General features: G+C 71.8%; 22 protein-coding genes. 11 read left to right on the top strand and 11 right to left on the bottom strand.

All coding sequences use genetic code 11. The annotated features are described in order from the left end of the window. Positions 1-3: 3 nt before the first annotated feature. The 5 genes from KY5_RS41665 (at position 4) to KY5_RS42910 (ending at position 5,316) form a co-directional block, all read left to right on the top strand. Positions 4-525 carry a hypothetical protein gene (locus tag KY5_RS41665; protein ID WP_159072440.1) on the top strand — a complete coding sequence of 174 codons (522 nt, stop codon included), beginning with the start codon at positions 4-6 and terminating at the stop codon, positions 523-525. Continuing rightward, positions 506-1,747, top strand: a complete 1,242-nt coding sequence (locus KY5_RS00145; protein ID WP_098240210.1) for an MAB_1171c family putative transporter — start codon at positions 506-508, stop codon at positions 1,745-1,747. Before KY5_RS41665 ends, KY5_RS00145 begins: the two co-directional genes overlap by 20 nt. Further along, positions 1,744-3,357, top strand: coding sequence for an MFS transporter (locus KY5_RS00150; protein ID WP_098240211.1), 1,614 nt, complete (start codon positions 1,744-1,746; stop codon positions 3,355-3,357). The genes KY5_RS00145 and KY5_RS00150 overlap by 4 nt, the downstream gene beginning before the upstream one ends. Positions 3,358-3,441: 84 nt before the next feature. Next, positions 3,442-3,987 (top strand): hemerythrin domain-containing protein, encoded by a 546-nt coding sequence (locus tag KY5_RS00155; RefSeq protein ID WP_159072441.1) that lies wholly within the window; start codon positions 3,442-3,444, stop codon positions 3,985-3,987. An 843-nt stretch (positions 3,988-4,830) separates the two neighbouring features. Next, positions 4,831-5,316 (top strand): helicase associated domain-containing protein, encoded by a 486-nt coding sequence (locus KY5_RS42910; protein ID WP_098240214.1) that lies wholly within the window; start codon positions 4,831-4,833, stop codon positions 5,314-5,316. A gap of 491 nt (positions 5,317-5,807) precedes the next feature. On the opposite strand, the gene KY5_RS00170 is transcribed toward KY5_RS42910, so the two are convergent. Together KY5_RS00170 and KY5_RS00175 are read right to left on the bottom strand one after the other, a co-directional pair. Continuing rightward, positions 5,808-7,019 carry a hypothetical protein gene (locus KY5_RS00170; protein ID WP_159072442.1) on the bottom strand — a complete coding sequence of 404 codons (1,212 nt, stop codon included), beginning with the start codon at positions 7,017-7,019 and terminating at the stop codon, positions 5,808-5,810. 5 nt (positions 7,020-7,024) lie between these two features. Next, on the bottom strand, positions 7,025-8,143 hold the full coding sequence (locus KY5_RS00175) for a HesA/MoeB/ThiF family protein (protein ID WP_098240216.1): 1,119 nt from the start codon (positions 8,141-8,143) through the stop codon (positions 7,025-7,027). Between the two features lie 500 nt (positions 8,144-8,643). On the opposite strand from KY5_RS00175, the gene KY5_RS00180 reads away from it, so the two are divergent. From KY5_RS00180 to KY5_RS00190, 3 genes are all read left to right on the top strand, one after another. Next, positions 8,644-9,429 (top strand): IclR family transcriptional regulator, encoded by a 786-nt coding sequence (locus KY5_RS00180; protein ID WP_098240217.1) that lies wholly within the window; start codon positions 8,644-8,646, stop codon positions 9,427-9,429. A gap of 211 nt (positions 9,430-9,640) precedes the next feature. After that, on the top strand, positions 9,641-10,024 hold the full coding sequence (locus KY5_RS00185; RefSeq protein ID WP_098240218.1) for a nuclear transport factor 2 family protein: 384 nt from the start codon (positions 9,641-9,643) through the stop codon (positions 10,022-10,024). A 137-nt stretch (positions 10,025-10,161) separates the two neighbouring features. Further along, a complete protein-coding gene (locus KY5_RS00190) occupies positions 10,162-11,079 on the top strand; it encodes an AraC family transcriptional regulator (RefSeq protein WP_234362554.1) in 918 nt (305 codons plus the stop codon). A gap of 22 nt (positions 11,080-11,101) precedes the next feature. Here KY5_RS00190 and KY5_RS00195 read toward each other — a convergent pair whose 3' ends face one another. Then, positions 11,102-12,100 carry an alpha/beta hydrolase gene (locus KY5_RS00195; protein ID WP_098240220.1) on the bottom strand — a complete coding sequence of 333 codons (999 nt, stop codon included), beginning with the start codon at positions 12,098-12,100 and terminating at the stop codon, positions 11,102-11,104. Positions 12,101-12,393: 293 nt separating this feature from the next. On the opposite strand from KY5_RS00195, the gene KY5_RS00200 reads away from it, so the two are divergent. Beyond that, positions 12,394-13,368: a helix-turn-helix domain-containing protein gene (locus KY5_RS00200; protein WP_098240221.1), complete on the top strand. Its 975-nt coding sequence runs from the start codon at positions 12,394-12,396 to the stop codon at positions 13,366-13,368. Positions 13,369-13,376: 8 nt separating this feature from the next. Here the strand turns inward: KY5_RS00200 and KY5_RS00205 are convergent, their stop codons facing one another. Next, positions 13,377-14,273: a helix-turn-helix domain-containing protein gene (locus KY5_RS00205; protein WP_234362556.1), complete on the bottom strand. Its 897-nt coding sequence runs from the start codon at positions 14,271-14,273 to the stop codon at positions 13,377-13,379. A gap of 130 nt (positions 14,274-14,403) precedes the next feature. Between KY5_RS00205 and KY5_RS00210 the strand changes: the two genes are divergently transcribed. Beyond that, a complete protein-coding gene (locus KY5_RS00210) occupies positions 14,404-17,130 on the top strand; it encodes an AAA family ATPase (protein ID WP_098240223.1) in 2,727 nt (908 codons plus the stop codon). Here the strand turns inward: KY5_RS00210 and KY5_RS00215 are convergent. Genes KY5_RS00215 through KY5_RS00225 form a run of 3 tightly spaced genes read right to left on the bottom strand, consistent with a single transcriptional unit; the run spans position 17,087 to position 21,369 of the window. Beyond that, positions 17,087-20,008, bottom strand: coding sequence for a helix-turn-helix transcriptional regulator (locus tag KY5_RS00215; RefSeq protein WP_098240224.1), 2,922 nt, complete (start codon positions 20,006-20,008; stop codon positions 17,087-17,089). The two genes, KY5_RS00210 and KY5_RS00215, sit on opposite strands and share 44 nt — an antisense overlap. 37 nt (positions 20,009-20,045) lie before the next feature. Next, positions 20,046-20,387: a GNAT family N-acetyltransferase gene (locus tag KY5_RS00220; RefSeq protein WP_098240225.1), complete on the bottom strand. Its 342-nt coding sequence runs from the start codon at positions 20,385-20,387 to the stop codon at positions 20,046-20,048. Positions 20,388-20,436: 49 nt separating this feature from the next. After that, entirely contained in the window at positions 20,437-21,369 is a 933-nt protein-coding gene (locus tag KY5_RS00225) for a pirin family protein (RefSeq protein WP_098240226.1), read from the bottom strand. A 144-nt stretch (positions 21,370-21,513) separates the two neighbouring features. Between KY5_RS00225 and KY5_RS00230 the strand changes: the two genes are divergently transcribed. Then, entirely contained in the window at positions 21,514-22,017 is a 504-nt protein-coding gene (locus KY5_RS00230; protein WP_098240227.1) for a carboxymuconolactone decarboxylase family protein, read from the top strand. Positions 22,018-22,041: 24 nt separating this feature from the next. Here the strand turns inward: KY5_RS00230 and KY5_RS00235 are convergent, their stop codons facing one another. From KY5_RS00235 to KY5_RS00250, 4 genes are all read right to left on the bottom strand, one after another. Further along, complete coding sequence (locus KY5_RS00235) at positions 22,042-22,779, bottom strand: YoaK family protein (RefSeq protein WP_098240228.1); 738 nt, start codon at positions 22,777-22,779, stop codon at positions 22,042-22,044. Next, positions 22,760-23,281 carry a DoxX family protein gene (locus tag KY5_RS00240; RefSeq protein WP_098240229.1) on the bottom strand — a complete coding sequence of 174 codons (522 nt, stop codon included), beginning with the start codon at positions 23,279-23,281 and terminating at the stop codon, positions 22,760-22,762. Before KY5_RS00240 ends, KY5_RS00235 begins: the two co-directional genes overlap by 20 nt. Before the next feature lie 48 nt (positions 23,282-23,329). Then, positions 23,330-23,992 (bottom strand): hydrolase, encoded by a 663-nt coding sequence (locus tag KY5_RS00245; protein ID WP_098240230.1) that lies wholly within the window; start codon positions 23,990-23,992, stop codon positions 23,330-23,332. A 225-nt stretch (positions 23,993-24,217) separates the two neighbouring features. After that, a complete protein-coding gene (locus KY5_RS00250) occupies positions 24,218-26,140 on the bottom strand; it encodes an amidohydrolase (protein ID WP_098240231.1) in 1,923 nt (640 codons plus the stop codon). Between the last annotated feature and the right edge of the window lie 169 nt (positions 26,141-26,309).

Below are 26,309 nucleotides of genomic sequence, written 5' to 3' on the forward strand. Positions count from 1 at the left end.
ACCTTGCTGTTCCCTTACCGAGCGCTGCGACAGCGGTGCGAATCAGTCCTTGAGGAGCTCGCGCTGCCCCGATCCGCCTCGGCACACGAACTGTGCCGATACGTCGCGCGGCGGCGCGGCCGCCCCATCCATCTCTATCCGCTGCCCGCCCAAGGCCGCACCGACGGCACCTGCGGCGCGTGGATCGCCACCGACACCGACGACCACGTCTTCTTCGAACCGGGCACCACCCGCCCCCACCAAGACCACATCATCCTGCACGAGATCGGCCACATACTCCTCGGCCACCACCGCCCCCTGACCGACGACACCGAGCCGGTGCGCGATGTTCTCCCAGACCTCGACCCCCGCCTGATCCGGCGGCTGTTGCGCCGCGCCTCGCACAGCACGCGCCAGGAACAGGAGGCCGAGATGGTCGCGAGCCTGATCCTCAGCGGAGTGCTGCGCCCGACGTACCTCAACGCCCACGGCACGGCGAAGACGGTGGAAAGGGCGCTGGGGCTCCATGCTGCTTCCGGCGACTGACCTCGCGGCCCTTGGCACCGACGCGCAGGTCGCGGGCACGGTATGCATGTGGACGGCCGTGCTCCTTCGCCTGCCGCACGCTCTGGGCTCACGCCAGCAGCGCGAACTGTGGCTGGCCTGCTTGGCTGCGGCAGCCGCCACGACGCTCGACCTGGACGGCGTCGGCGACTTCGTCGACCGGAACTCCGGCAGCGCGCACAGCGTGGACCTGGTCCGCAACGTATGCGGCCTCATCTCGGCGTTCGCGCTGCTTGAACTGGTCCACTCGCTCGCGGCGGGCTCCCGGAGCCGGACGCTGCTCCGCTGGTTACGGGTCACCGCGTGCTGCGTCGTGGTGGGCGCCGTCGCCCTGGACACGCTGCACAGCCCCCACGGACGGCACCTCATCCTCGAAGGCCCCTCCCCCACACCCTCCCCGCCGTACTGGCTGCTGATCATCGGCACACACCTGATCGCCAACACCCTGTGCCTCGCGGTGTGCGTACGCCGCGGGCGGCGCAGCGGCAACCGCTCCTTGACGGCCGCCCTGCTCCTGCTCGGATCCGGCACCGCCATGGCGGGCGTGTTCTGGCTCGGCGCGCTGTCCCAACTCCTCGGCTCCGCCTGGTCGGTGCCCATACAACCCTTCGCCCTGGCGCTGCACGGTCTGCTCGTCGCGGCGGCCCTGACCGTCCCCACCACCCGCGCCGCCCGCCGCGCGCTCACCGACCTCGGACACCTGTGGCGGATCTGGCCGCTCTGGCGCGACCTGGTGGAGGTGTGTCCGCAGGTGCTGCTCGCACCCCGGCGCAGCCGCCTCATGGAGGCCCTGTGGCCACAGGGCCCGCGCCGCCTCCTGCTGTACCGCAAGCTCATGGAGATCCGTGACGCCATCCTCGTGCTCGACCAGTACGCCACCCCCGAACTGCACTCCCGCGCCCGGGCGTTCGCGGACACCGTGAGCGACGGCGTCCCGGCACACCCGTACGACGGTGACACGCGCGCGGCGGCGCCACCGGCCGAGGAACACTCGGCCGCCGTACTCGCCGCCGTCCTCAAAGGCGCCCGCGCGGCCCACCTGACCGGCGGGGAACCGCGACGCGACACCCCGCCCATCGCGCCGATCGGCGCCGACACCCTGGCCGACGAGACGACGTTCCTGCTCACGGTGGCCCGGATCTACCGATCGGCCCCCACCTCTGTCCACCCGCACACCCCCGTACCAGAGGAAGCACCACGATGACCACCGACACCCCTCCCCTCGCCGGCCGACGGGAGTGGATCGGACTCACCGTCCTGGCCCTGCCGACGCTGCTGATCTCCATGGACATGACCGTCCTGTATCTGGCGGTACCGCACCTGAGCGCCGACCTGGGGCCGAGCTCCACCGAACTCCTGTGGATCATGGACATCTACGGATTCCTGATCGCCGGAGCCCTGGTGCCCGCAGGCGCCCTCGGTGACCGCATCGGCCGCAGGCGCATCATGCTCTTCGGCGCCGCGCTCTTCGGCATCGCCTCGGCACTCGCCGCCTACGCCACCAGCCCGCTCATGCTCATCGTCTCCCGCGCGCTGCTCGGCCTGGCCGGGGCCACCCTGATGCCGTCCGCCCTCTCCCTGGTCCGCGTCATGTTCCAACGGGCCGGCCAACGCAGCTTCGCGGTGGCCGTCGTCATGACGAGCTTCTCCGTCGGCACCACCATCGGACCGCTGCTCGGCGGCGCGCTCCTGGAGCACTTCTGGTGGGGCTCGGTCTTCCTCGCGGGCGTGCCGGTGATGGTGCTGCTGCTCGCCATCGGCCCCGTCCTGCTGCCCGAGTACCGCGACCCGCAAGGCGGGCGCCTCGACTGGTTCAGCGCCGCACTCGCCCTGGCCGCCGTGCTCGGCGTCGTCTACGCGGTAAAACACGTCAGCGCCGCGGGCCCCGACCTGTCCTTCGCCTTGACCCTGGTGGCCGGACTGGCCCTCGGTGTGGTCTTCGTACGGCGCCAGAACCACCTGGACGACCCGCTGCTCGACCTGTCCCTGCTGCGCGACCGCGTCATCAACACCTCGTTGGGCACCTACCTGCTGGGCCTGTTCGCGATGGGCGGCACCCAGCTCTTCATCGCCCTCTACCTTCAAGAAGTCCTCGACCTCTCCCCCTTCATGGCCGGTGCCTGGATGGTCCCCGCCTCCGTGGGCACCATCGTCGGCTCCCTGCTCGCCCCGCTGCTCGCGCGGCGCTTTCGCCCCGCGACGGTCATCACGGGCAGCCTCCTGGTGGCGGCGCTCGGCTTCGCCACCCTCTCCCAAGTCGACGGGGACGACCTGGCGTTGCTCATCACCGGCTATGAACTCGTGGCCCTCGGCCTGAGCCCGATGATCACCCTCTGCACGGACCTGGTCATCAGCACCGCACCGCCCCAGCGCGCCGGAGCGGCCTCCGCCCTCTCGGAGAGCAGCGGCGAAATGGGCGTGGCCCTCGGCGTCGCCCTGCTCGGCACGGTCGGCACCGCCGTCTACCGCACCCAGCTCACCGACCAGCTGCCCGACGGCCTGCCCGAGGCGACCGCGGACGCCGCCCGCTCCGCCCTCGCCGGGGCGACGGAGGCTGCCGAGCCCCTGCCCGACGCCCTCGCCACCCCGCTCCTCGCGGCGGCCCACGAGGCGTTCGCCAGCGGCCTCGGCGTCACCGCCGCGGCGGCCGGCACGATCGTCCTCGCCGCCGCCGTCCTCGCCGCGGTACGCCTGCGCCATCTGCCCACGCACGCGCAGGCCGACGGGGGCCGCGCCGAACAGGGGGCCGGATCGGAGTCGGATCCGAAGGCCGGTGTGGAGAGCGACGCGGGGGCGCGCTCGGACAGAGCCTGACCAGCTCGGTCCGGTCGTCTCAAGGAGTAATCGCGTTGAGTGGATGGTCACCGCGCGTGGAGCGGGCTCGGAGAGCCTGGCGCCATGTCCAACAGCACATCCCTCACGCCTCCTTCCAGCACGTCCGAGCCGGTGCCCGATCTCACCGGTATGCGGCTGAGCCACCGCGCCCTCACCGGCGACATCACGCGGCTCGCCGAGCTCCTCGCCTCGCTCGCCCACACCGACGTACCGGAGCCCCGCGCCCGCGCCGTCGCGGCGTACATCCATCAGGACAACGCCGCCGTACGGCATCACCACCACAACGAGGACGACACCCTCTGGCCGCTCATCGCCCTCTCCGCGGGGCATACGATCGACCTCACGCCCCACGTCGACGAGCACAGCGCCCTCGATCCGCTCCAGGACACCTGCGACGAAGCCGCGGCCCGCTGGAGGACCAGCGCAGCGGCGTCATCGACGTGCTCTCCGGCGACGCCAAAGCCTCGGAACCGGAACAGCCACGGCACCACCTGCATAGCCACCCGCGTGAGGCGGATGTGCTGCCCGGCCCGCACGCACGCAGCTCTTCCAGAAGCGGCTGCTGCTGATGGGTCAATGCCTCCAGTCGCTGCGCGTCTTCCTCCCTAACCACAGTGCGGCACCCGGGACGTGTGGGACTTGGTGAACGAGGTCAGGCGTTCTTGGATGCTGCGGGTCTGTGTGAGTCGTTGGATGGTCCCAGAAGTCCCGCGTCGCCATGGCTGGCCCTGGTTGTCCCGGAAGAGCAAGGCCGTCACCCCGAATTCACGGTTCCGCTCCACCCCCTCTTTGAGGGCATCCAGCTGAATGGTCATCAAGGTGCAGGGCGGGACCGACTCTGCGGTAGCGGCGCTGTACTTCTCCCTGCCAACCCCGCCCCACGTGTTGCGGGGATACGTGGTGATCTCCACGGCCCAGACCGGTATGGGGTCGGGCGAGCGGTTCATGATGAGGACCTTCTTGGCCCTGGTCTCAAACGGCATGAGCTCAGGGTTGGCATCAGTCCAGACAGAGACACGCGCGGCCTGGCGGGCCTGGGCAGCTTGGCGTTCAGCGGCTGCATCCGCCCGCTGGTCCTGAAGGGTCTGCAGCGCTGCCCATGAGGCAGCACCACTGATCACAAGCCCTCCAGCCGCAGCGAGGGCCGCACCGAAAGTCCCCCACGACGTAAGCCATTCCGTCGCAGGGGCCTGCTGCTGTCGCATCGCCTTACGACGTTGTCGGATGCGGTCCGGCCGCGGCCGTCGCCGCGCCAGGCGTGTCCTGCGCTCGCGATCTGTTCGCCCCACTGGCCCCTGCCCCCTTCGCTGGCGTGCTACCGACGGATTGAAGGGACAGCACAGCCCCGGTGCATGGTGGTGACCAGCGGGTGCAGGGCGGGGGCTGGTGGCCCCCTCGCGGCAAACGAGGGGCCCTCTCCCGGACTGGGATCCCGCGTCGGGGCACTGCGATGTGCCCCTGCCCTCCCTATTGGGCGACGGGGCGGTCAGGCAACGCAAGCGGAATACGGAACCTTGCCCTTTCCGGGCCACGGCGCGCACTAACGCACCAAACACGACGCCAAATTGCCCGTTCTGCCCCACCTGTTGGCTCTTGCGTTGTTCCCGGATCCCCCATGGGCGAGTCCTGGCGGTTGCCCGCGCTCCATGCCGGGGCCCGGCTTCTCGACAGGGGGACGCGGCAAACGTCCGAGGAGCTGACCCACGGACTCGGAACACTGCCGCGCAGCAGTTCCATGCCCGGGAAGGACACCTGCGCGTCCCCCGTAAACACGTGGAGGGCCTCGGGTTCGATGCCGGGGCGAACAGCTCCCTCCCGGGCGTGGACGGGCCGGTAGAGGTGCGGTTGGGGACGTGGCTCGACAACGTCCGGAAACGCGCCGGCAAACTCAGTACAGAACGCCGGGCCGACCTCGACCAACTCGGCATACGCTGGTGAAGAGCGCGGCGGCCGAACTCAGTTTGAGGCGCCCGGATATCCTGCGCGGCCTGGGATCGCGTGCGGTTTCCCGGTGCAGCGCTTCGGACCAGGCGGGGACCGTGTGTTCCGCGGTGTTCGCCAGTGGCACACCCGGTCTTTCGTCCCTGGCCGGCAGGTGGTGCGGTCCATCTGCCCGGGCATCCAAGCCGGCCCACAGCACACCCTCGGGCAGCACGCCCTCGGGGGGAGCGAGCGGGCGTCTCGGCGTCGTGGGCGAGATCAAGGGCGAGGGCTGTCTTGCCGATGTCTGGCAGCGTGCAGTGTCAGGGTGCCCGTGCTGCCGCAGCCCGCGGATACGGGCGTGCAGCGCCTCCGCGTCGGGGCGGGCCTCCGGGCTCCGGGCTCCGGGCTCCGGCACGAGCCCGGGGTTGTCAGGGACGGCAGGGATCCGGCGCGCGCGTGTTCGGGGTGTTTCCGCGTGCCGCGAGCGGTGCGGCGATGCGGTTGGCTCAGGCGGTTGTGCGGGCCCGGCGGCGGCCGCCGAGGTGCTGCCACAGGGCGATGACGGCGACGGAGCCCAGGTTGAACGTGACGATCGCCAAGAACGCGGCGGCCTCGGCCTGGCGCAGGGGGCCTGCGGTGGTGAGTTCGTGAAGGGCGCGGCGGCACATCGTGACGACCGCGGGGACGACGAACAGAGCGAGGTCCACCACAGCCGCCGCGATGCCCGCGGCGTAGAAGGGCAGGTACCAGTGCACGAGGCGGCGTTCCCGCTGCGGGATATGGCTGAGGTCGATCGCGGGGGCGCCCCGCACACGCCGCCCGTACGCGCGCAGCACCTGTGTGGTGTCCGCCGCGAGGCTGCCCGCGCGCAGCCGGTTCGTGAGCACGAAGTAGAGGTCGGTGCGCAAGAAGATGGCGCACTGGAAAAGCAGTTGGATGGTGACGATGTAGGCCAGGAGCGCGGGCAGGCCACCGCCCGCGCCTGCCCAGCGCAGCCCCAGACAGCCGAGCAGCACGCCCGCCTCCAGCGTCATGCCCGCCAGGTATGGGGCGTAGCGCTCGGCACGTGGCAGAGCCCGCACCCCGCTCATGTCCGTCTGGGCCACCAGGAAGTACATGCGGCGGCTCAGTGAGAGAGCACCGATGGCTCCCCGGGCGCGGGCGGCCAGAAGGTGGGCCAGCTCGTGCAGGAAGACCATGGTCCAGGCCAGCAGAGCCACGATCACCGCGTTGAGGATCACCCCCGACACCACGAGGGTGTCCCTGGCGTGCGGCCACAGGCCCGGACGTGTGATCAGGACGACGGCGAGAGCCACCCAAATCGCCCGGTAGGCGATCAGACAGGGCCGGGACAGAAGCCAGCCGAGCCGTTCAGCGGGCAAGGAGGCGAAAAGCCGCCAGCCCCGGGCCGGCTGCCCGGCTGCGGTCGTTGCCGTGGGCGTGCCGTTGATGCTCTTGATGAAGCCGCATTCCCAGAGCCCTTCAAGGAACTCGTCCAACTCGGGCGCGATACCGAAGGCGTCCTCGAAACACACCCCCACCTCAGCCAGCGGCATCCCCTGGCCCAGCCACTCGACCAGCGCGACACCCTCTATAGGCAGCGCGATGAACACCCCCGTCTCGGCACGGCCCACCTCACACAAGCCGTCCTCCGGCGCGCCGATATGCAGCGGATACAACGCGAGACGCGCGCTGCCGGAGAGCGGTGTCCTGGGCATCCCCCTCACCGCCGCGGTGCGTCGCCGCACACCAGACAGTCCGGCCGCCGCGGTTCCTCTTCGCTGTAAGCGACATCCATACGGGCAAGATCGATCAACAAACGCCGACCCAAAGCGGCCGGGGCGGCCACACCCGTCAGGTACTTGACCGTGTCCAGGGCCACGATGCTGCCGAGCAGGCCGGCCACCGGGGCCGTGCAGGGGTTGAACGTGCCCGTCGCCAGGTTCTCCGCCAGATATCGCGAGGCCGCCTCGTACCAGGGAAGCTCCTCGTGGGTGGTGCGCTGCACACACGCGAAACACGCGGTACGACCCGGGGCATGCAGGAACAAACTGACCGTCAAACCCGTGTTACCACCACGCACCCAGGGCACACCAGCCCCCACCGAGGCAGCGTTGAACCATTCGTAGATCCGCACCCGTGGCCGGTCAGCCGCGCAGATCACCAGGTCGCGCCCGGCGAACACCTCGGCGGCGCTCTTGGGCCCGTCGATCTCCAGGAACAGCGGCGTGACGGACACATGGGGATTCACCTGGGCGAGCCGTTCGACCGCCGCCTCCGTCTTCGCCCGCCCCACATCGGCGTCCGTGTAGAGCACCTGCCGGTTCAGGTTGACCGCTTCCACCGTGTCGCAGTCCACGACGAGCAGTTCACCGACCCCCATGGCCGTGAGAGCGAGAGCAGCGTACGAGCCGAGGCCGCCGAGGCCCACCACCGCGATCCGGGACTTCCTCAAACGCGCCTGGAAGTCGTGGCCGGACAACGGCGGATGGTGGAAATGCGAGAAGAACTCGACGTTGCGGCGGTAACGCTCAATCTCCGGCGGAGAAAAGAGCGACACATCAGGGCCCACGGCCGCATCCTCCAAATACCCCGCGGCGGCCAGCTGATCAACCGCATCGCCGACCTCCTCGTCCCGCACCAGCGGGTCGAACTCTTGCATGAGCCGGGCAATCTCAGGAAGCGTGTGCTCGCCACTGAGCAACTGCAGCAGGTGCCAGGTGTGGCCCTGCTCGTCGTCATCGAGTTCGCCGGCGATTCCGTAGTCGTACCAGCCGATGCGGATCTTTCCGCCTCCGATGGGAATGGGCGGGAATATGGGTTTGACGCGGGGCCGCAACATCCAAGCCTGCTTTCGAGAAGGAACGGTGAGTGCGCGAAGGGTGAGGACATGGAGAGGAATGAACGGGTGCGCCGCTGCGCGAGCCGAGGCTGTTCCGGTGCGGAGGCTAAGGAGCCGCCTCCGCACCGGAACGCCGTGCTGGAATCAGCAGTCACACGGGTCACACGTCGGCTGAGTGGTCTCGATCTTCTCGAGACGACGGATCGCAATCTTCATCACATACCCCCTCTCGATCTCTCGGTCTCTTGATCTCGCGTTGCTCCCCGGAGAGTTCACTCGTCGCCGGACGGCGCCGAGACGGGTGCTCGTCCTCCGGAGTGCTCCCGGGCGGATCGACACTGCACCGCGCAGACACGTGTTGTCGCGCTGCGGTCTGCTGAGCGGACCGGCATCGGCAACTCCGCTATGCGGCAAGCGACTATTTAGTGGCCATTCATGCGGATGGCTTTTACTGCCCTGGGGGAGAGGCAACGCGCAAGCGACCTCGGGAAGGGGGCCTGATGGCCGGTTGTCCGTACGAGAAGTCCCATGAGGGGACCCGGGGGCGCGGGGTACTCGAAGGGGCATTTGCCCTCCTCGAAGCCATCGAGCGGACCGAGGAAGCGGGACTGACCGCTTTGACAGCGGAAAGCGGTTTGCCAAAAACCACCGTGCACCGTTTATTGGAACAAATGGTCGACCTCGGCGTCGTTGAACAGAGCGGCACGCGCTATCGGATGGGCCCGCGGGTCTTCCGCCTCGGCCAGGGGTGGCAACCCCACCCACGGCTGCGGGTCGCGGCGCACGCCCCGATGCGGCGCCTGGCGGAGATGACCGACGCCACGGTGGGGGTCTGCGTCCTGCGCGAGGGCCGGACCCTCGCCGTGCACGGAGTGCCCGGCATGGTGGACCATCTGGCACCGCTGCGGCCCGGCGCGACCTGGTCGTGGTCCACCGCCGCGGGCAGGCTCCTGGTGGCGACCGCCCCGCCGGCCATTCCGTTCGACCCGTTGCCAGCATCCTGGCGCCGCGAGGCTGCCGCCATCCGGGAAAGCCGACTGGCCCTGGACCGGGAGGAGTTGATACCGGGCGTGCACTGTGTCGCGGCGCCGGTGACGGCACCCGACGGCACGGTCGTCGCCGCGCTGTGCGCCATGGTCGACCCCGCGCACGACCTGCGGCACCTGGGCCACGCGGTCACCCTCGCGGGACGGGCCGTCAGCGCCGGACTGCCCCGCACGGCGCGCCGAGCGCGAGGCTCTGGGGCACGCGGCGTCACCGGGACGAGATCCCTGCAGCGTGCTTGACGAACTCATCGATCATGCGGCGCGCGTCTGCCGTGGGCTGCTCGTGGCCTCAAGAACCCGTGCGTCTCGACATCCCGTGCGTTTCGGCATCCCGCGCGTCAGGGGCGTCGCGCTCATGACCTGCGAGGTAATCGACCCCTCTGCGGGCGAGCGGCAGTCTTGAGCCATCACCCCGCAGGACGACCACCACCTCACAGGAGGCTGACCCGCCATGACCGCATTCGACACCGCCGCGTACGAGACCGCAGTCGCCCGCTACTTCGAGGCCTGGAACGCCGGGGGCGACGAGAACGTCATCAAGGCTGTGGCCGCCGCCTGGACCGAGGACGGCAGCTACACCGACCCGCTGGCCGACGTCTCCGGGCACGAGGGCCTCGCCGCCGTGATCAACGGGGCCCACGAGCAGTTCCCCGGCTTCGAGTTCCGCCGGACCGGCACGGTCGACGGGCACCACGGCATCGCTCGCTTCACCTGGGAGCTCGTGTCGACCGCGGACGGAACCGCACCCGTTGCCGGGGCCGACGTCATCACGCTGGCCGACGACGGCCGGATCCGTACCGTCCACGGATTCCTCGACCGCCTCCCCACAGCCTGAACGTACCCGGTCAAGTACCCCTCCCCCATGAGGCAGAATGTCTGCTTCATGGGGGAAGTCGTCTTGGGGGTTGTGTGCTGCTCGTCGATCTGTCCACCGTGGCGCCACGCGAGCGGGCGGACGCGTTTCATCATGCGTTGACCGACTCGCTGGTGCCCAATGAAGTGGTCCACGAGGAGCCGGAGACGGGCATCCACGCGCGCATGGAGCTGTGGCAGGTGGGCGGGCTCGGGCTGTTCTCCACCCGCAATTCGGGCTTCGAGGTACGCCGCAACGACCGGCACGTGCGCCATCACCGCAGTCGGCCCGTGATCTCGGTTTCGCTCCAGCCCGAAGGCGTCCACCGGGCCGAGATCGCGGGCAGGCAGCAGGTCCTCGGGCCGGACGACATCTGTGTGTTCCACGAGTTGTCGCCCCGGGTCTACGGCTGGTCGGGCGACGGCGCGTCCCAGTCCATGATGTTCGACGTGGACCGTCTGGACATGCCGGTGGACGCCGTGGTGAAGGCCTCGCTGCAGTTGCGCGCCAGTCCCCTGTACGACTTGGTCCTGAACCATCTGCGCGGTGTCTGGCGCGATCCGGGGCGTCTTGAGGGCGACCCCGGCGCCGCAGCCCTCGCCACGGCCACCACCGAGCTCGTCCGCGCGCTGCTCGTCTCCGCCGCGCACGCCGAGGAGTCCCCCGCCGTCCGCTCGGCGATGGACGAGACGCTGCTCACGCGGGTCCTGGCGTACGCCCGCCGCCACCTCTCCGACCGCGACCTGACGCCGGAGCGGATCGCGCGGGAGCACGCCGTCTCGGTGCGCAAGCTCTACGCCCTGCTCAACGACGCGGACATCAGACTGGAGCAGTGGCTCATCACCGAGCGTCTGGCCAGGGCGCGCGAGATGCTGACCGCGCCCCGCTACGACCGGCTCACCGTCGCGGCGGTGGGCGCGCGGTGCGGGTTCACCAGCCCGAGTCACTTCAGCCGCCGCTTCCAGGCGGCGTACGGCACGTCCCCCAGCGAGTGGCGCCGACACCGCGACGTCACGAGCTCCGACGGCGGCGGGTGAGGGGCATCCGTCCCGGCCGGGCTCACGCCGAGTGCAAGGCGGCGTGCAGTGTGTCCGTCAGCTGGATGCGGGCCGCCCGGGACGCCTCGGTCCCGCGGAGCAGGTCGAAGAGCACGAAGCCGTGGATGGTGCCCTGGTAGCGGATCGACACGACGGGCACGTCCGCTTCCCGCAGCCGGGCCGCGTACGCCTCGCCCTCGTCGCGGAGCACGTCGGCCTCGGCCGTCAGGACCAGCGCCGGAGGCAGATCGCGCAGTCGGCTCACCGATGCGCGCAGCGGCGAGACGGCACCCTGCGCTCGGCTCTCGCGGTCCGGCGCGTACTGCTGCCAGTAGCCGTGCATGGCGTCGCGGCTGAGGAAGTATCCGTCGGCGAACCGCCGGTAGGACGGGGTGTCCATCGCCGCGTCCGTCACCGGGCAGACAAGGACCTGGTGGCGGAAGTCCGGGCCGCCGCGCTCGCGCGCCACGAGCGTGAGGGCTGCGGCCAGTTGGGCGCCCGCGCTGGCGCCGACGACCGCCATCCTGGCCCCGTCCAGGTGGCACTCCGCGCCCTGCCCCGCGACCCAGCGGGCCACCGTGTAGGCGCGCTCCACGGCGTGCGGGTGGCGGGCGTCCCGCGGGGTGTCGTACTCGGGGACGACCACGGCGGCATCGGCGCCGAGCACGAGGTCGGCAAGCAGTCGCCGGTGCGCGTACGCGTCGGTCAGCATCCAGCCGAGGCCGTGCAGGTACAGCACGACCGGCAGCGGTTCGTCGGTGCCGGCCGGGCGCAGGATCCGTACCCTGATGCGGTTCCCGTCGCGCCCCGGCAGCGCCAGCCACTCTTCCTCGATGTCCGGGTCGTCCGCGCCGCCGCCGTCCCACAGGGCGGCCATGCGGGACCTGGACGAGGCCGGGTCGTCGGACCCGGGCTCGGACGCGGACTCGGGCCAGGAGGGACAGGCGTACGTTTCGGCGAAGGCCCTCGTGTGCCGTTCGAGCACAGGTCTCTCCCCGACGACTGGAACGTCTGCTTCCACGGGGACTCCTGCACAGGGGACGGATCGCGGGGCCGTTCGCGGCTCCGCCGACTCGGAGTACTCACCCTAGGACGCCATCGGCCGGAAAGGGGACCGGCGGTCCCACTGATTCATGCCGCTGCGTGCACACTTCGGGCGCAGCCTCTGACGCGTACGCGAAAGGCAGTCATATGACCTAACGCCTCACGCGGTTGTCGGTCCAGACTCACGGTCATGGGCCGTGGACCAGGGGTGACCGTCCCCCTCTGCCACGCACAGGGCACCGGCCCGGGGACGGTTGAAGGGAGCCCTCCGTGAGCGTGGGATCCGGAACGGCCGTGTCGCCGGGCACCGAGACCTCGACCGACGTGGAGTCCGCCTTCGCGCGCTGGCTCACACCCCTCGTGGCACCCGGCGACGCCGACAGACGGGCGGACGGGTCCGTGTCCTTCCGGCAGTTCGGCTACGTCCGCATGCTGACCTGCGCGTCGGGGCCGCTGCGGCTGGTCCGCGGTCCCCGCCCGGGCACGGAGGACGCGGTCGCGCTGCTCGTCCCGCGCGAGGCGGCGGTGCGGCTGGTCCAGGACGGGCGCGGCGTGTCCGTGGTGCCGGGTGAGTCGGCGCTCATCGACCTGCGCCGCGCGTTCACCGTCGAGTACGAGGGCGCGGCCCGCGCGCTCTTCCTTCGGCTGCCCCTGCACGCGCTGCACGTTCCCTCGGTCCCCCTGCGGTCCCTCACGGCTCGCGCGCTCCCGCCGTCCGCGGGCTCCGCGGCGGTTCTCCCCGCCCTGCTCCGGCACTTGGAGACCGCGGCCCCGCGGGTGTCCGCCCCGCTGGGCGAACGGCTCGGCGGTCTCGTCACGGATCTGGTCGCCGGGCTCGTCGAGGACCTCGCCGAGGACGCGGAAGGGCCGCCCGAGGACGACAGGCACCCCTTGGTCGTCACCATCCGCCAGTACATCGACCGTCACCTCGGCGACCCGGACCTATCCGCAGAACGCATCGCCGCGGCGCACCTCATCTCGGTCCGCTATCTGCACCGCCTCTTCGAGGCCGAGGGCGTCACCGTAGGGAGGCTGATCCAGCGTCAGCGCGTCGAGCGGTGCGCCGGGGAGCTCGCGCGGCGCGGCCGGAGCAGTCCGTCCATCGCCGTGGTCGCCGCCCGCTGGGGCTTTCGCAGTCCGGCGCACTTCAGCCGCGCGTTCAAGTCCGTCTACGGCCATCCGCCTCAGCAGTGGCGGCGGATGGCTATGTCCGGGACGGCCGACGCTCCGGGGACGCGTGCCTGACGATGCTGTCAGCGGCGGCCGGTTCCCGGCCCTTCGGCGGGTCTGGTCCGGCCGTCGCGCCAGTCGCTGGGCGACATGCCGTATGCCGTACGGAAACTGCGGCTGAAGTGGGTGGCACTGGCGAATCCCCAGCGACTGGCGACCGCCGCCACCGTGATGTCGTCGCGTGCCGGACGGGCCAGCTCGCGGCGGGCCTCCTCCAGGCGGCGGTGCTGGATCCACCGGCCGACCGTGCTCCCCCGCCCCTCGAAGAGCTTGTGCAGATAGCGGATCGAGATGTGCTGGGCCTCGGCGACGGTGGCCGGTGTCAGGTTGCGGTCGCGCAGGTTAGCGTCGACGTACGCCCGCAGTCTGCGGACCAGGGCCTCGCGGTCCTGTCCGTCCTCTGCGGAGCCGGGTCCTGCGTCCTCGACGGCGAGCAGCGCGACGAGGTCGGCGACCGCCCCGGCCCAGCGCAGCGCGGCGCGTGACGGGGGCCCGGGTTCCGCCGCGGTGATCTCGCGCAGGAGCGGGCCGAGCAACGGCGCCACGGTTCCGTCGGCGAACGGGGCCCGTCCTGCCAGGTCGCGCGCCTGCCGGTCGGTGAGGGCCAGGGCACGGCGCGGGACGTGCACCAGGTGCAGTTCGAAGTCCTCCCTCTCCTCCAGGGTGAGGGGACGCGCCCCGTCACGGAGGAAGACGTCTCCGGGCAGGCAGACCTCGGTGCTGCCGGGCCCGCCGAGCGTGGCCCGCCCGGCGGTGTGGAAGCCCAGCAGGACGTACGGGTCGGTCACGGCGTCCGCGTCGGGAACGTGCCGGACCGGGCGCGCCGTTCCCCGGAACGTGCGGATGCGGAGGAAGCCGAGCGTGCGGTCTGCGAAGGTGTCCCCCGTGGTGGCGGTGGGGGTGGGCATGGTCGTTGTCACGTGATCAGCCTGCTGTGGTCGGGCCCGGCTGACGAGAGCGTGCGGCCTTCCCTGCGGGCAGGGGCACGAGCCGTGCACGCACAGGCATCGCGGCGATGTCACGGTGGTCGGAGGCGACCAGGGGAGAGTCATGGGCAGCGGACAGGGTGACAGGACGCTCGTCGGCCGTCGGCGCGAACAGGCGCTGCTGGAGCGGTCCCTCGATGAGGCGCGCGTCGGGGCGTGCGGTTCGGCGACGGTGTTGCGCGGCGAAGCGGGCATCGGGAAGACGGCGCTGCTGGAGTGGACGGTCGCGCGCGCGGCGCGCGACGGGTTCACCGTCCTGCGTGTGGTGGGCAGCGAGTCGGAGTCCGGCATCGCCTTCGGCGCGCTGCACCGAGTGCTGCTGCCGCTGCGGGAAAACTCGCGTGCGCTGCCTCCGCACCAGCGGCTCGCCCTGGAACGGGCGCTGGGGCTGCGCGACGAGCTGCCGCCGAAGGGGTTCATGGTGGGCGCTGCCGCGCTGGCGCTGCTCGCCGAACAGGCGCGTCGCGGCCCGGTGCTGATCGTCGTCGACGACCTTCAGTGGGTGGATCCTTCCAGCGCCGCCGTCTTCGTCTTCCTGCACCAGCGGATCGTCTCTCTGCCCGTGGTGATGGTGTGCGCGAGCCGGTCCGACGGGTCCGCTCTGGAGGGCTGGCCCGCCCATCCGGTGGATGTCGAGGCGCTGTCGGGCGAGGACGCGCGGACGCTGCTGCGGCGCCGACAGCCGGGGCTCGCCGCCGGTGCCGTCCGGCGGGTGCTCGCGGAGGCCGCTGGCAACCCTCTCGCCCTGGCCGAGTTGCCCGGTCGGTTTGCGGACGAGCATCGCAGGGGCGTCGTACCGCTCCCGGAGCGGCTGCCGTTGGGCAGCCGTCTGGAGGAGGTGTTCGCGCGGCGGGTGCGGTCGCTGCCCGGGAGTGCGGCGCGCGTCCTGCTGCTCGCCGCGCTGGACGACGTGGCGGACGTCGGTGGCGATGCCGTGCGCTCGACGGAACAAGGCGGCGCCGAAGGGGTTCTGGACGCGATCGAGGCGAGCGGGCTCGCCCGCTGGGACGCCGCGGGACGGCTGGTCTTCCGCCATCCCCTGGTGCGGAGCGCCGTGATCGCCGCCGTCCCGGACGCCGAACGGCGGTCCGCGCACCGGTCGTTGGCTGAGCGGCTGCGCGAGGACGACCCACGTCGGCTCCTGCACGAGGCGTCCGCCGCCGAGGGCCCCGACGAACGGCTGGCCGCCCGGCTCCAGGAGGCCGGCACCCGCATCGCGGGGCGCGGTGGTGACGCGGAGGGCGCCATGCTCCTCGAGCGCGCGGCCGCTCTCGGGACCGGTCCCGGCGACCGCGCGCGTCGTCTGACGTGGGCCGCCGTGATGTCGGCGCGGGGCGGGCGGCTCGCGTACGCGGCGGAACTCCTGAGGGAAATCCGGCGCGGCCCGGTGCCGGAGGACATCGCTCCGCTCTTCGCCTACGCGGTCGTGTACGTCGACCAGAGCCACCACGTGGACTTCGCCTCGTCCTTCGAGCTGCTGCCCGGGGCGCTGGAGGCGCTGACGGCGCCGGGCGCGCCGGTCTTCGGTGACCTCGTCGAGCAGATGGCGTTCAAGCTGCTGCTCGCGTCGGCCTACACGGGTGACCCGCGCGGCTGGGACGTCCTTGAGCGGCATCGCGGGCACCTCTCCCCCGCCGTACGCCTGTGCCACCGCGCGTGGGCGGACCCGCCGCGCACGGCGCACGGCGCGGAGAGGGAACTGCGGTCCCTGGTGGCGCGCGTCGCGGCCCGGCGGGAGACCGCCGGAGCCTGGCTGCTGCTCTGGGCGGCGTCGGCGGTGGACGCGGCCGACGAGGAGCTGCGGCGGCTCTTCGACGACGAGCACACGTACGCCACCCAGGGGTCCGTCGCGAAGGCGCGGTGCCATCAGGCGTTCCTGCGGGGCCGTTGGGACGCCGCCGAGGAGTGTCTGCGCGAGGCCGACACCGCGGAGGAGCTCGGGTATCACTGCAACGCCCTGCTCTTCCGGCACTATTACGCGCACTTCCTGGCGGGCCGGGGCGACGAGCGGGGCCTGCGCGACGTGCGGGCGCGGATCGGGCCGGTGGCGACGTCGGCACGGATGCGGTTCGTCACGGACCACCTGGACCGTCTGGACGCGCTCGCCGCACTGGCGCACGGGCGGGACGAGGAGGCGTACCTCCTGCTGCGTCGCGTCATGCCGCCGGGTCAACTGCCGCGCGGCCTCGCGTGGTTCCACCTCGCGTTCTTCGACTTCGTCGTGGCGAGCCTGCGCTGCGGCCGCCGGGCGGAGGCGCGGGCCCACGTCGCGGCGGGGCGGGCCGCGCGGATGGACTCCGTCTCCGCGCACCACGCCTTCCTGCTGGCGGCCGCGACCGCCATCACGGCGGACGACGCGGAGGCGGACGCGGCGTACGCGGCGGCCTGCGCGGTGCCGGGAGCCGGTGAGTGGGTCTTCGACATGGCGCGCCTGCGACTGCTGCACGGGGCTGGGCTGCGCCGTCGGGGCCGCCGCGCCGAGGCGGTCGACACGCTGCACGCCGCCCTCCGTGCCTTCCAGGGGCTGCGCGCGGATCCGTGGGTGGAGCAGTGCCGGGCAGAGCTTCGGGCCGCGGACCGCCCGTCGAACGGCACGAGCGTCCCCGCCGACGGGCTGACCGCGCAGGAGTTGCGCGTCGCCCGCCTGGTGTCCACCGGCCTCACGAACAAGGAGGTCGGCGCGGCTCTCCAGCTGTCGCCGCGCACGATCGGGGCTCATCTCTACCGGATCTTCCCGAAGTTGGGGGTCACGTCACGGGCGGCTCTTGCGGGGGCGCTGCCGGATTCCTGAGAGAGGCGTCCAGGGCGCGTGCGATTCCCGCCCTGGTGGTGATGTCGAGCTTGGGGAAGATTCGGTAGAGGTGCGCGCCGATCGTCCTCGGGGAGAGCGAGAGCCGCGCGCCGATCTGCCGGTTGGTGAGGCCTCGGGCCGCGAGCCGGGCTATCCGTGTCTCCTGCGCCGTGAGCAGCGGGTGGTGCCCGGAAGTCCTGCCTGCGGCCTCGATGTCCGCGTCCGCCGCGGCGAGTTCGCGGGAGGCCCGCGCGACCCAGGGCGTGGCGTCCAGGCGGGTGAAGGCGGTGAGCGCGGCACGGCAGTGCGCGCTCGCCTCCTGGGTCCTGTGCTGTCGGCGCAGCCGCACGGCGTGCGCCAGGTGGGCCCTGGCCAGCGGGAAGGGCCAGTTCTCCGCGTCCCGCTGGGCGTACACGGCCGCGTGCCGCTCGTCCGCCTCGTCGTCGGTGGCGGCGATGGCCTCGGCAACGGTCACCAGAAAGGTGTGGTGCGCCGAGATGCGGGCGAGGCCGGACGCGCGGACCGCCCGCAGATGGCGCCGGGCCTCCTCGGTCCGTCCGCTGTCGACGGCGGCTTGTACCCGGTCGACGAGCGAGAGATGTGTCCAGGGGCCGCGGTCCGTCACCGCACCGGGCGTAATGAGGTCGCAGGCGTGGAGCCACGCCTCCTCGGCGTCCCCGTGGCCGAGCGCGCACAGCGTCCGCATCCCGCTCAGCAGGTCGGTGACCAGACGCAGACGGCGTTCTCCCGCGCGGGTGCCGAGCGCCGGTTCCAGTGCGGTGAGCCCCGCCCGGTCCCCGCGGGCGGCGAGGATGTGTCCCTCGGTCTGCAAGAACAGCGTCTCGGCCAGCGCGTAGCCGTGTTCCGCGGACGTTCGCGCACCGGCGCGGGCGGCGGCCAGGGCGGTGTCCCAGTTCCCGTGCAGGAAGTCGTCGTGGGCCCGGAGGCTGTCCGTGAACGTCTGGGTGGAGTACGCGTGGCGGCGGGCGAACGCGCTCCAGAGCGCGCAGTGCTCGCCGAGGGAGTCGACAGCCGCGGCCGTCCAGAGCAGCAGCCATGCCTCGGTGGTCTCGCGGTCCTCGGGCAGGGCCGCGACCGTTTCGCGCAGCCGCCGTGGTACCTCGTGGACAGCCCGGTGGGGGCCGTGCCAGGCCCGTCGGCAGAGCTCAGCCCCGGTGGGCGCGGCGGGGTGCGCCGCGTGCCGGTCGAGGGCGTCCCACGCCCGCTCGTCCCCGGTGAGGGCAGCCGCGACGAGGAGGAGGAAGAGGATCGGGCCGATGAGTGCGGCGTGCTGGTCCCCGGCGTCCGGCGGGACCGGTGCGTCCAGAACGGCGGGCAGCAGCTCGATGGCGGGACGCGGGTCGGCGTCGAGGTGGAGCCGGGTGCAGGCGACGGCGAAGGCGTACGGGGCGGCGGGTTCGGGCCTGCCGGGGCGTGCCGCGGCCTCGGCCCCGGCGAGGTGTTCCGCCGCCAGGTGGGGGCGACCGGCGCGTACGGCCAGGGCCGCTGCGGCGACGAGACGGGCGGTCCTGGTCGTCCGGTCGGGGCTGAGTCCGGCCGCGCGCGCCATCAGCACCGTCGCCTCGGCGTCTCCGCCCTGGGCGGACATGCTGTCGGCCTCGGCGTGCAGCCGCGCGGCGAGTTCGGCGTCGGTGCCGAGCGCGGCGGCCGCGAGGTGCAGGGTGCGCCGCGCGTCCTTGGCGGGCAGGGCGTCGGCGAGCTGCCGGTGGGCGGCGCGGAGTTCGGCCGGGGAGGCGAGGTGTGTCAGGGAGGCGCGCACCAGGGGGTGGTGGAATTCCAGGAGTTCCCACTGCGGGTCGAGGTGCGCGAGCCCGGAGCGTTCGATGTCCTCTTCGAGCTGGTGCCAGGGCGGGCCCGCGGCGTGCTCCGCCAGGGTTTGCAGCACCGTGCGGTGCCGGGTGGAGGCGTCGCCGAGGGCCGCGACGAGCAGGAGGCCGCGGGCGGCGGCGGGCAGGGCGCGCAGCCTGTCCTCGTACAGCCGCCCGAGGCGCTCCCCCAAGGGCAGCGCGTCGAACAGCTCAGGCATCTCCGGCAGCGCGGGGCTCGCGAGGGATTCGGCACGGTCGGCGGCCAATCGCGCCACCTGCTGCGGCAGTTCGTGCAGGGCGAGCGGGTTGCCCGCGGCCGCCCGCAGGACCCTGCGGCGCACCCCCTCGGACAGGGACGGGTGGCGGGTGCGCAGCAGCAGCTCGGCGTGCGGCGCGTCCAGCGGCGGCAGGTCGATCACTTCTCCCGCCAGGCAGGCGCTGGTGTCGTGCTCCTCGCGGTCGGCGGGCCGGGCGCGGCCGGTCGCGGCCCCGGTACGCCGGGTCGCCGCGATCGCGACCAGGGGCAGCGGGGCCAAGTGCCGCTGTACGTAGGCGAACACGGCGACGCTGGACGGGTCGGCCCACTGCAGATCGTCCAGGAGTACGACCAGGGGGCGGCGTGCGGCGGCGTGCGCGAGCAGGGTGAGGGCGGCGCCCGCCACCGTGAATCCTCTGGGCGGGGCGCCCTCGCGCACGCCCAACGCGCTTTCCAGGGCGTGCCGCTGGTGTTCGGAGAGACCGTCGGAGTCGCCGAGGAGGGGCCACAGGACCTGGTGCAGGGCGGCGAACGGCAGCTCCGACTCTGCCTCAGCGCCGGTCATCCGCAGCACCCGCAGACCGGCCCGGCGGGCCGTCGCCTCGGCCGCTCCCAGCAGGGCTGTCCGCCCCGTGCCGGGGTCGCCGCGCAGGATGACGGACGCCCCGGTGGTGGCGATGTGGGCCAGGGCCGCGTCGATGACCGCGCGTTGCGTTTCTCGTCCGGTCAACTCCGGTGCGCCGAGCCCGGCCCGGGTCCCAGTCGCGGCCCCGGTCGTACTCCCCTCGCTCATGACTTCGCCCCTGCCGTCGGCGCTCAATGCTCAGTGTTCAGCGCTTCAGGACGCCGTCCAGCCACTCCAGGACCTCGGGCGTCACCGGCTCGGTGACGTCGGCGAACTCCTCGTGCTTCTTGAGGAACTTCGCCACGTAGGGGCAGACGGGCACGGCGCGCAGGCCCGTGCTCCGCACGTCCTCCAGTGCCTGCCGTACGAGGATCGAGGCCAGGCCCTGCCCGGCGTAGGCGTCGTCGATCTCGGTGTGGAAGAACACGCGCCGGTCGTCGCGGTCGCGGTACGCGGTGAAGCCCGCGCTCTCGCCGTCGACGAGGATCTCGTAGCGGTGCCTGGCGTCCACGCGCCGGAGGGTCGGGGTCGTTTCGGGCTGCGTCATCGTCGTACTGCCTTTCAGGGTCACGTCAGGAAAGCGTCGGAGGAACGCGTCAGGTGCGCGCCGGGTTCTTGCGCGGTGCGATGGTGGCGTTGGGGAGGGCGGGCGCGGGGAGGCGGGCGCCGGGGTAGCCCTCGACCTCGCCGAAGCGGTCGGAGGCCGCTTCCCACGCCTGTCGGGCCTCGACGATGTCCTCGTGGCTGCGGCCGATGAAATTCCACCACATGACGATCTCCTCCTCGAAGGGCGTGCCGCCGAGCAGGATCACGCGCGCCGCGGTGTCCGTCTCGTTCGTCAGCGTCAGGGTGGTGCGGCCGGTGTCGAGGTAGCCCAGCTCGGCTTGGTCGAGGAGGGTGCCGGCCATGCGGACCCGCCCCTGGTCGACGAGCAGTCCGTGCTCGAACGCGGCGTCCACGGAGAGCGTGATCGTCGCGCGGGGGTCGAGGACGAGTTCGGCGCCGAGCAGCGGTGTGAAGGTCCGCACCGGTGAGGTCTCCCCCGCCAGGGTGCCGAGGAAGACCCTGGCGCGGACGCCGTCCAGGTGGACCGGGGCGGGGGCGTGGTGCTGGAAGTCGCGGGCGGCGTGCCGGTGTTCGTCGGGGAGCGCCACCCACAATTGCACGCCGTGGAGCACGGTGGTGCGCGGGGTGGACACCTCCGTGTGGCTGATGCCGTGCCCGCCCGTCATGAGGTTGAGCTCGCCGGGCCGGACCATGGCGTGGCTGCCGAGGCTGTCCCGGTGCTCGATCTCCCCGCTGAACAGCCAGCTCACGGTCTGCAGTCCGGTGTGCGGATGCGGCGCCACATCCATGCCGCCGGTCTCGGCGACGTCGTCGGGGCCGTAGTGGTCGACGAAGCACCAGGCGCCGATCAGGGTGCGGGCCCGCTGCGGCAGGGTGCGGCGCACCGTCATCGACCGCGGGCCGCCGAGCGGGACATCACGCGCGGACAGGATGTCGGCCTCGCTCATCGCGGGCTGGCTCATCGCGGGCTCCTCCCACCAAGATATTTTGACTTTCAACAACTGTGTCCGATGATAAGCCCTGCGCCCGACCGGGTGCGTACCGGCACGAGCCAGGGCCCTGAGCGGCCCGCGAGGGAGTCCAGGGTGAGCGACACGACAGCGGGCATGGATCGTCGCGGAGACATGGGTACGGATCGTCGCGTCTACGTCGACAAGCAGAGCCCCAAGGCGTACCGCGCACTGGTCGAGACGTCCGAGGCGGTCCGGGCGACCGCGGCCGAAGCGGGCCTCGACCGCGTCCTCGTGGAACTGGTCAACCTGCGCGTCTCCCAGCTCAACGGCTGCGCCTACTGCCTCGACGTGCACACCAGGGCCGCCCTGCGCGTGGGCGAGACCACGCGGCGCCTCGGCACTCTGGCCGCCTGGCGCGACACCGAGTTGTTCACGGAGCGCGAGCGCGCGGCGCTCGCCCTGGCGGAGGCGACCACCCATCCCGCCGACGCCCGCGCGCAGGAGAGCGCCTACGACGCCGCCCGTCGGCAGTTCACCGACGACGAGATCTCGGCGGTGGTCTGGGTGGCGATCACCATCAACGCGTTCAACCGCGTTTCGATCCTCAGCAAGCACCCCGTGCGCGAGTCCGCCGTCCGCGAGGCCCCGGCGCGGTGACACGAGGGGGCCTCGCGGCGCCGGTCACCCCGGCGGCCTCGTCCAAGCGGCTCCGGAGGATGCCAGGCGCCGGGCGACCAGCCCCGTCACCGTCAGTGCCGCGAGCATCAGCCCCAAGGTGAGGGCGAGTTCGGCCTTCGACAGGAGCCAGGCTCCGACGAACGCTCCCAAGAAGATGGCCAGGACGGAGAGGATCCGCCTTCCTGGCCGGGGCGCCGCACCCCCTGCGGGAGCGGAGTCGGCGGCAAGACCCGTGAGGGTCAAGGTCAGCACGGTCGTGGTCAGATCCGGGACGCCGAGCCGCCGGGCGACCGCGTTCTGCAGCCCCATGGCGAGGCCGAGCAGCACGATCAGGACGTACTGGACGGGCGTCGTCACCCGGTCGTGCGCGACGATCGCCGTGCCGAGGGCCGCGGCGACCAGGACCGTCTGCACCGCCGTGCCGAGAGCCAGCAACCGACCGCGGTGCGCCGCGAAGCGGGTGCCGAACCGCCCGCCCGCCAGCGCGCCCGCGAGGAACGCGGCCATCGAGACGACGGAGGCCGTCGCCGACAGCCCCTCGGCACCTGCCAGGGCGAACGCGAGGAAGACGACGTTGCCGGTCATGTTCGCCACGAAGACGTGACCGAGCGCCAGAAAGCTCACGGCGTCCACCAGGCCGGTCGCCAAGGTCAGTACGAGTAGGAGCGGCGGCAGCGGACCGTGCCGGTCGTCCTTCGGCGGCACCAGTGTGCGGGCCGCGTCAGCCAGCAGCGCGCGCATGGTCGCTCCTCCCCGCGGCGTACGGGCGGTGCAGCACCGCGCGCGTGAGCAGTCCGCTCGCCGGTCCCGCCACGAGGGTCGCGGCCTGCACCCAGGAGGGCCACGGGCTCAGCCCCATGGCGTGGTCGGCCGACCAGCGGCCCGGTCCGGTCAGCACCAGCACCGCGGCGGCCCCGACGAGGACCAGGGGGTACTCGTATCCGTCGTTCTGCACCCAGAGGCCGTTGTGCCGCTTCACGGTGCCGGCGACCGTCATCACTCCCATGGCGGCCATGGCCGCCAGCGGGGTGAGCAGCCCGGCCGCCAGGAACAGGCCGGCCCCGAGCTGACTGCCGCCCGCGACGAGCGCGGTCAGCCGGCCGCCGCGGAAGCCGTCTCGGCGGAACTCCTCCGTCCCGCCCGCCAGGCCGTTGCCGCCCAGCCGGAAACTCACCTTCTGCACTCCGTGTCCGGCGATGAGCAGACCCACCACCCAGCGGAGGACCAATAGTCCGGTGTCCATCGTGTTCCTGCCTGTTCCTGACGTTCCGTCAATGCTCGGAGGTGCCGGTCAGCCCGCCGCGTGGGCGCCGATGACCGTCTGGGCGTAGACCACGCCGAGGCCGTAGGCACCGGCGTGCTCCTTCACCACCTCGGTGACCGGGACGTACGTCTCCGTCCGTGCCCAGTCGCGCTGGAGCTCCAGGAGAACCTGAACCCAGGTCACGGGCACCGCCCCGGCCTGGACCATGCGCTGGACGGCGTGCTCGTGCGCCTGCGGTCTGACGCCACCTGAGGCGTCCGTGACCACGTACACCTCATAGCCCTGGGAGAGGGCGGAGAGCGTGGGCAGGACGACGCAGACCTCGGTCCACAGGCCGGCGACGACGAGCTTCGTGCGGCCGGTGGCCTTGACGGCCTCGACGAAGGCGGCATCCTCCCAGGCGTTCATCGAGGTGCGGTCGATGGGCTCCTGGTCCGGGAAGACCGCCGCGAGCTGCGGCAGGAGCGGGCCCGAGAACGATTCGGCGGCCACCGTGCTCAGTACGACCGGGACGTCGAAGACCTTGGCCGCCTTCGCGAGACCCACGGTCGAGTTGATGATCGCGGTGCGGTCGCCGCTGCCCGTGGCGAAGAACATCTGCGGCTGGTGGTCGACGAAGAGGACGGCGCAGTTGTCGGGGGTCAGCAGGTCGGGGCCGGGGGCGGGGGTGACCTGGGAGATGTCGGTCATGAGTGTGCCTTTCGAGTGGGTTGGTCGGGACAGCGGGCGGTCGTCGTCCGCGTCACGGTGAGAAGTGAGGAGAGAGGGAGGTCTTGGGTCTTCGGAACCGTGTTCGTGGGCCCGCCGGAACCGAGTTCGTGGGCTTTCGGGGCCGAGTTTCGTGGGCCTTCGGGGCCGAGGCGCTCGCGTCGTCAGAGGCCGGAGCATCGGAGCCCAGCTCTCGCGTCGTCAGCGTCACAGGCCGAAGCAGGGATCCAGGATCGGGCCCCCGGTCCGCGGAGCCGGGTCCCGCCGCGTCCGCCACTGCCGGTGCAGCTCGGACTCGGCGACGGCCTCGCCGAGCAACTCGGCCTGCCGGGCGCCCGACGCGCCGCCGGGCGCGGCCTGATAGCCGCCGAAGCGCGCGACCGGGCTCCACTCCGGGCTGACCGGCGGCAGCTCCTCGTCGAGGCCCTCGTACTCGGCGGCGGCGTAGACGATCCGTCCTCCGACCACCGTCAGCAGGGACTCGATGCGGGCGATGTCCGGTTCGGGCACGGTGAAGTAGTCCTCGGACAGTACGGCGAAGTCGCCGAGGCAGCCCGGTCGTAGGACTCCCTTGACGCCCTCCTCGCCGGTGAGCGCGGCGCCCGCCTCGGTGAACATGGCAAGGGCCGTGTGCCGGTCGACGCGGTTGTGCGGCGGTCGGACCGCCAGGTCGCCGACGGTGCGTCCGGTGATCAGCCAGTGCAGGGCGATCCACGGGTTGTAGGTGGAGACGCGGGTGGCGTCGGTGCCCGCGCCGACCGTCAGGCCGCGTTCCAGCATGGCCCGGATCGGAGGGGCGTCCGCGGCGGCGCCGGGTCCGTACCGGCGTACGAACGCCTCTCCTTGGAAGGACAGCCGGTTCTGTACGGACATGGCTCCGCCGAGGGCGGCGATCCGGTCGAGACTGTCGGCGGAGACGGTCTCCGCGTGGTCGAACAGCCAGCGGTTCCCGGCCGGGAACAGACCGTCCGCGGCGAGTTTCTCGAACACCGCAAGGTCACGCCGGATGGTCTCGTCGTAGGTGGCGTGGAGCCTGAACCCCCAGCCGTTCTCCATGAGGAGACGCACCGCGGCCTCGAAATCCCCCTCGTAGTCCGAGGAGAGCTCAGGGCGCGGCTGCGCGAAGTTCTCGAAATCCGCCGCCGACCAGGTGAGGTTCTCACCGGCCCCGTTGAGACGCAGCCATTCGTCCCCGTCCTCGGGGCGGGCCATTTCGATCCAGCGTTTGAGGTCGGATATTTCCTGTCCGGCGGTCTGCGGAAAGAGATGATAGGCGATGCGCAGCGACAACTGGCCCGCCGCGGCGAGTTCGACGACGGTGCTGTAGTTCTCGGGAAAGTTCTGGAATCCCCCGGCCGCGTCGATCGCGGAGGTGAGTCCGAACCGGTTCAGTTCGCGCAGGAAATGACGCGTGGACGTCTTCTTGTCCGCACCCTCCAGAACCGGCGCCTTGGCCAGCGTCGAGTAGAGGACCAGCGCGCTGGGGGCGGCGAGCAGCATGCCCGTGGGCTCCCCGTCCCGGCCCCTGACGATCTGGCCGCCCCGGGGCTCGGGCGTGTCACGGCCGTACCCGGCGGCCTTGAGCGCGGCGCGGTTCAGCACCGCCGACTGGTACAGGTGCAGGACGAACACGGGAGTGTCCGGTGCCGCCGCGTTGAGCTCGGCGACGGTCGGCAGGCGCCGCTCCGCGAACTGCTCGGCCGACCAGCCGCCGACCACCCGCACCCACTGGCCCTTCGGGGTGCGCGCCGCCTGCTCGCGCAGCATCGCCAGGCCCTGGCGCAAGGTCGGGACGCCGTCCCAGCGCAGTTCGAGGACGTAGTTGAGACCGCCTCTGATCACGTGCAGGTGGGAGTCGTTGAGGCCGGGGACCATACGGCGGCCGAGGGCGTCGACCACCTTCGTGCCCGGCCCGATCAGGTGGGCCACGTCCTTGTCGTCCCCGACGGCCGTGAGCACGCCGTCCCGGACGGCCAGTGCCCCGGCCCGGGGGCGCTCCGGGTCCCCGGTGTGGATGTTCGCGTTGCGGACGACGAGATCCGCGGCGTCTCCCCTGGAATTTTCCGTGGCGTTTTCCGTGGCGTTTTCCGTGGCGCTGGGAGTCAGCCCACCGACCGGCATCGTGGACACCTTTCGACAACCTCCTGATATGTCGGCACCGCTCGATCGCTTCGCCGCCACGCTATGCCGGGCGCATTCCGCCGAGCCTTCCCTCAGTGCACTGCCCGCGGTCCGACAGTGCACTGCGATTCCCGCCGTGCGCTGTGGGTTCAATGCCGGTGCGCTGATGGTCAATCGG

The sequence above is a fragment of the Streptomyces formicae genome, assembly GCF_002556545.1.
GTDB classification, from domain to species: Bacteria; Actinomycetota; Actinomycetes; order Streptomycetales; family Streptomycetaceae; genus Streptomyces; species Streptomyces formicae_A.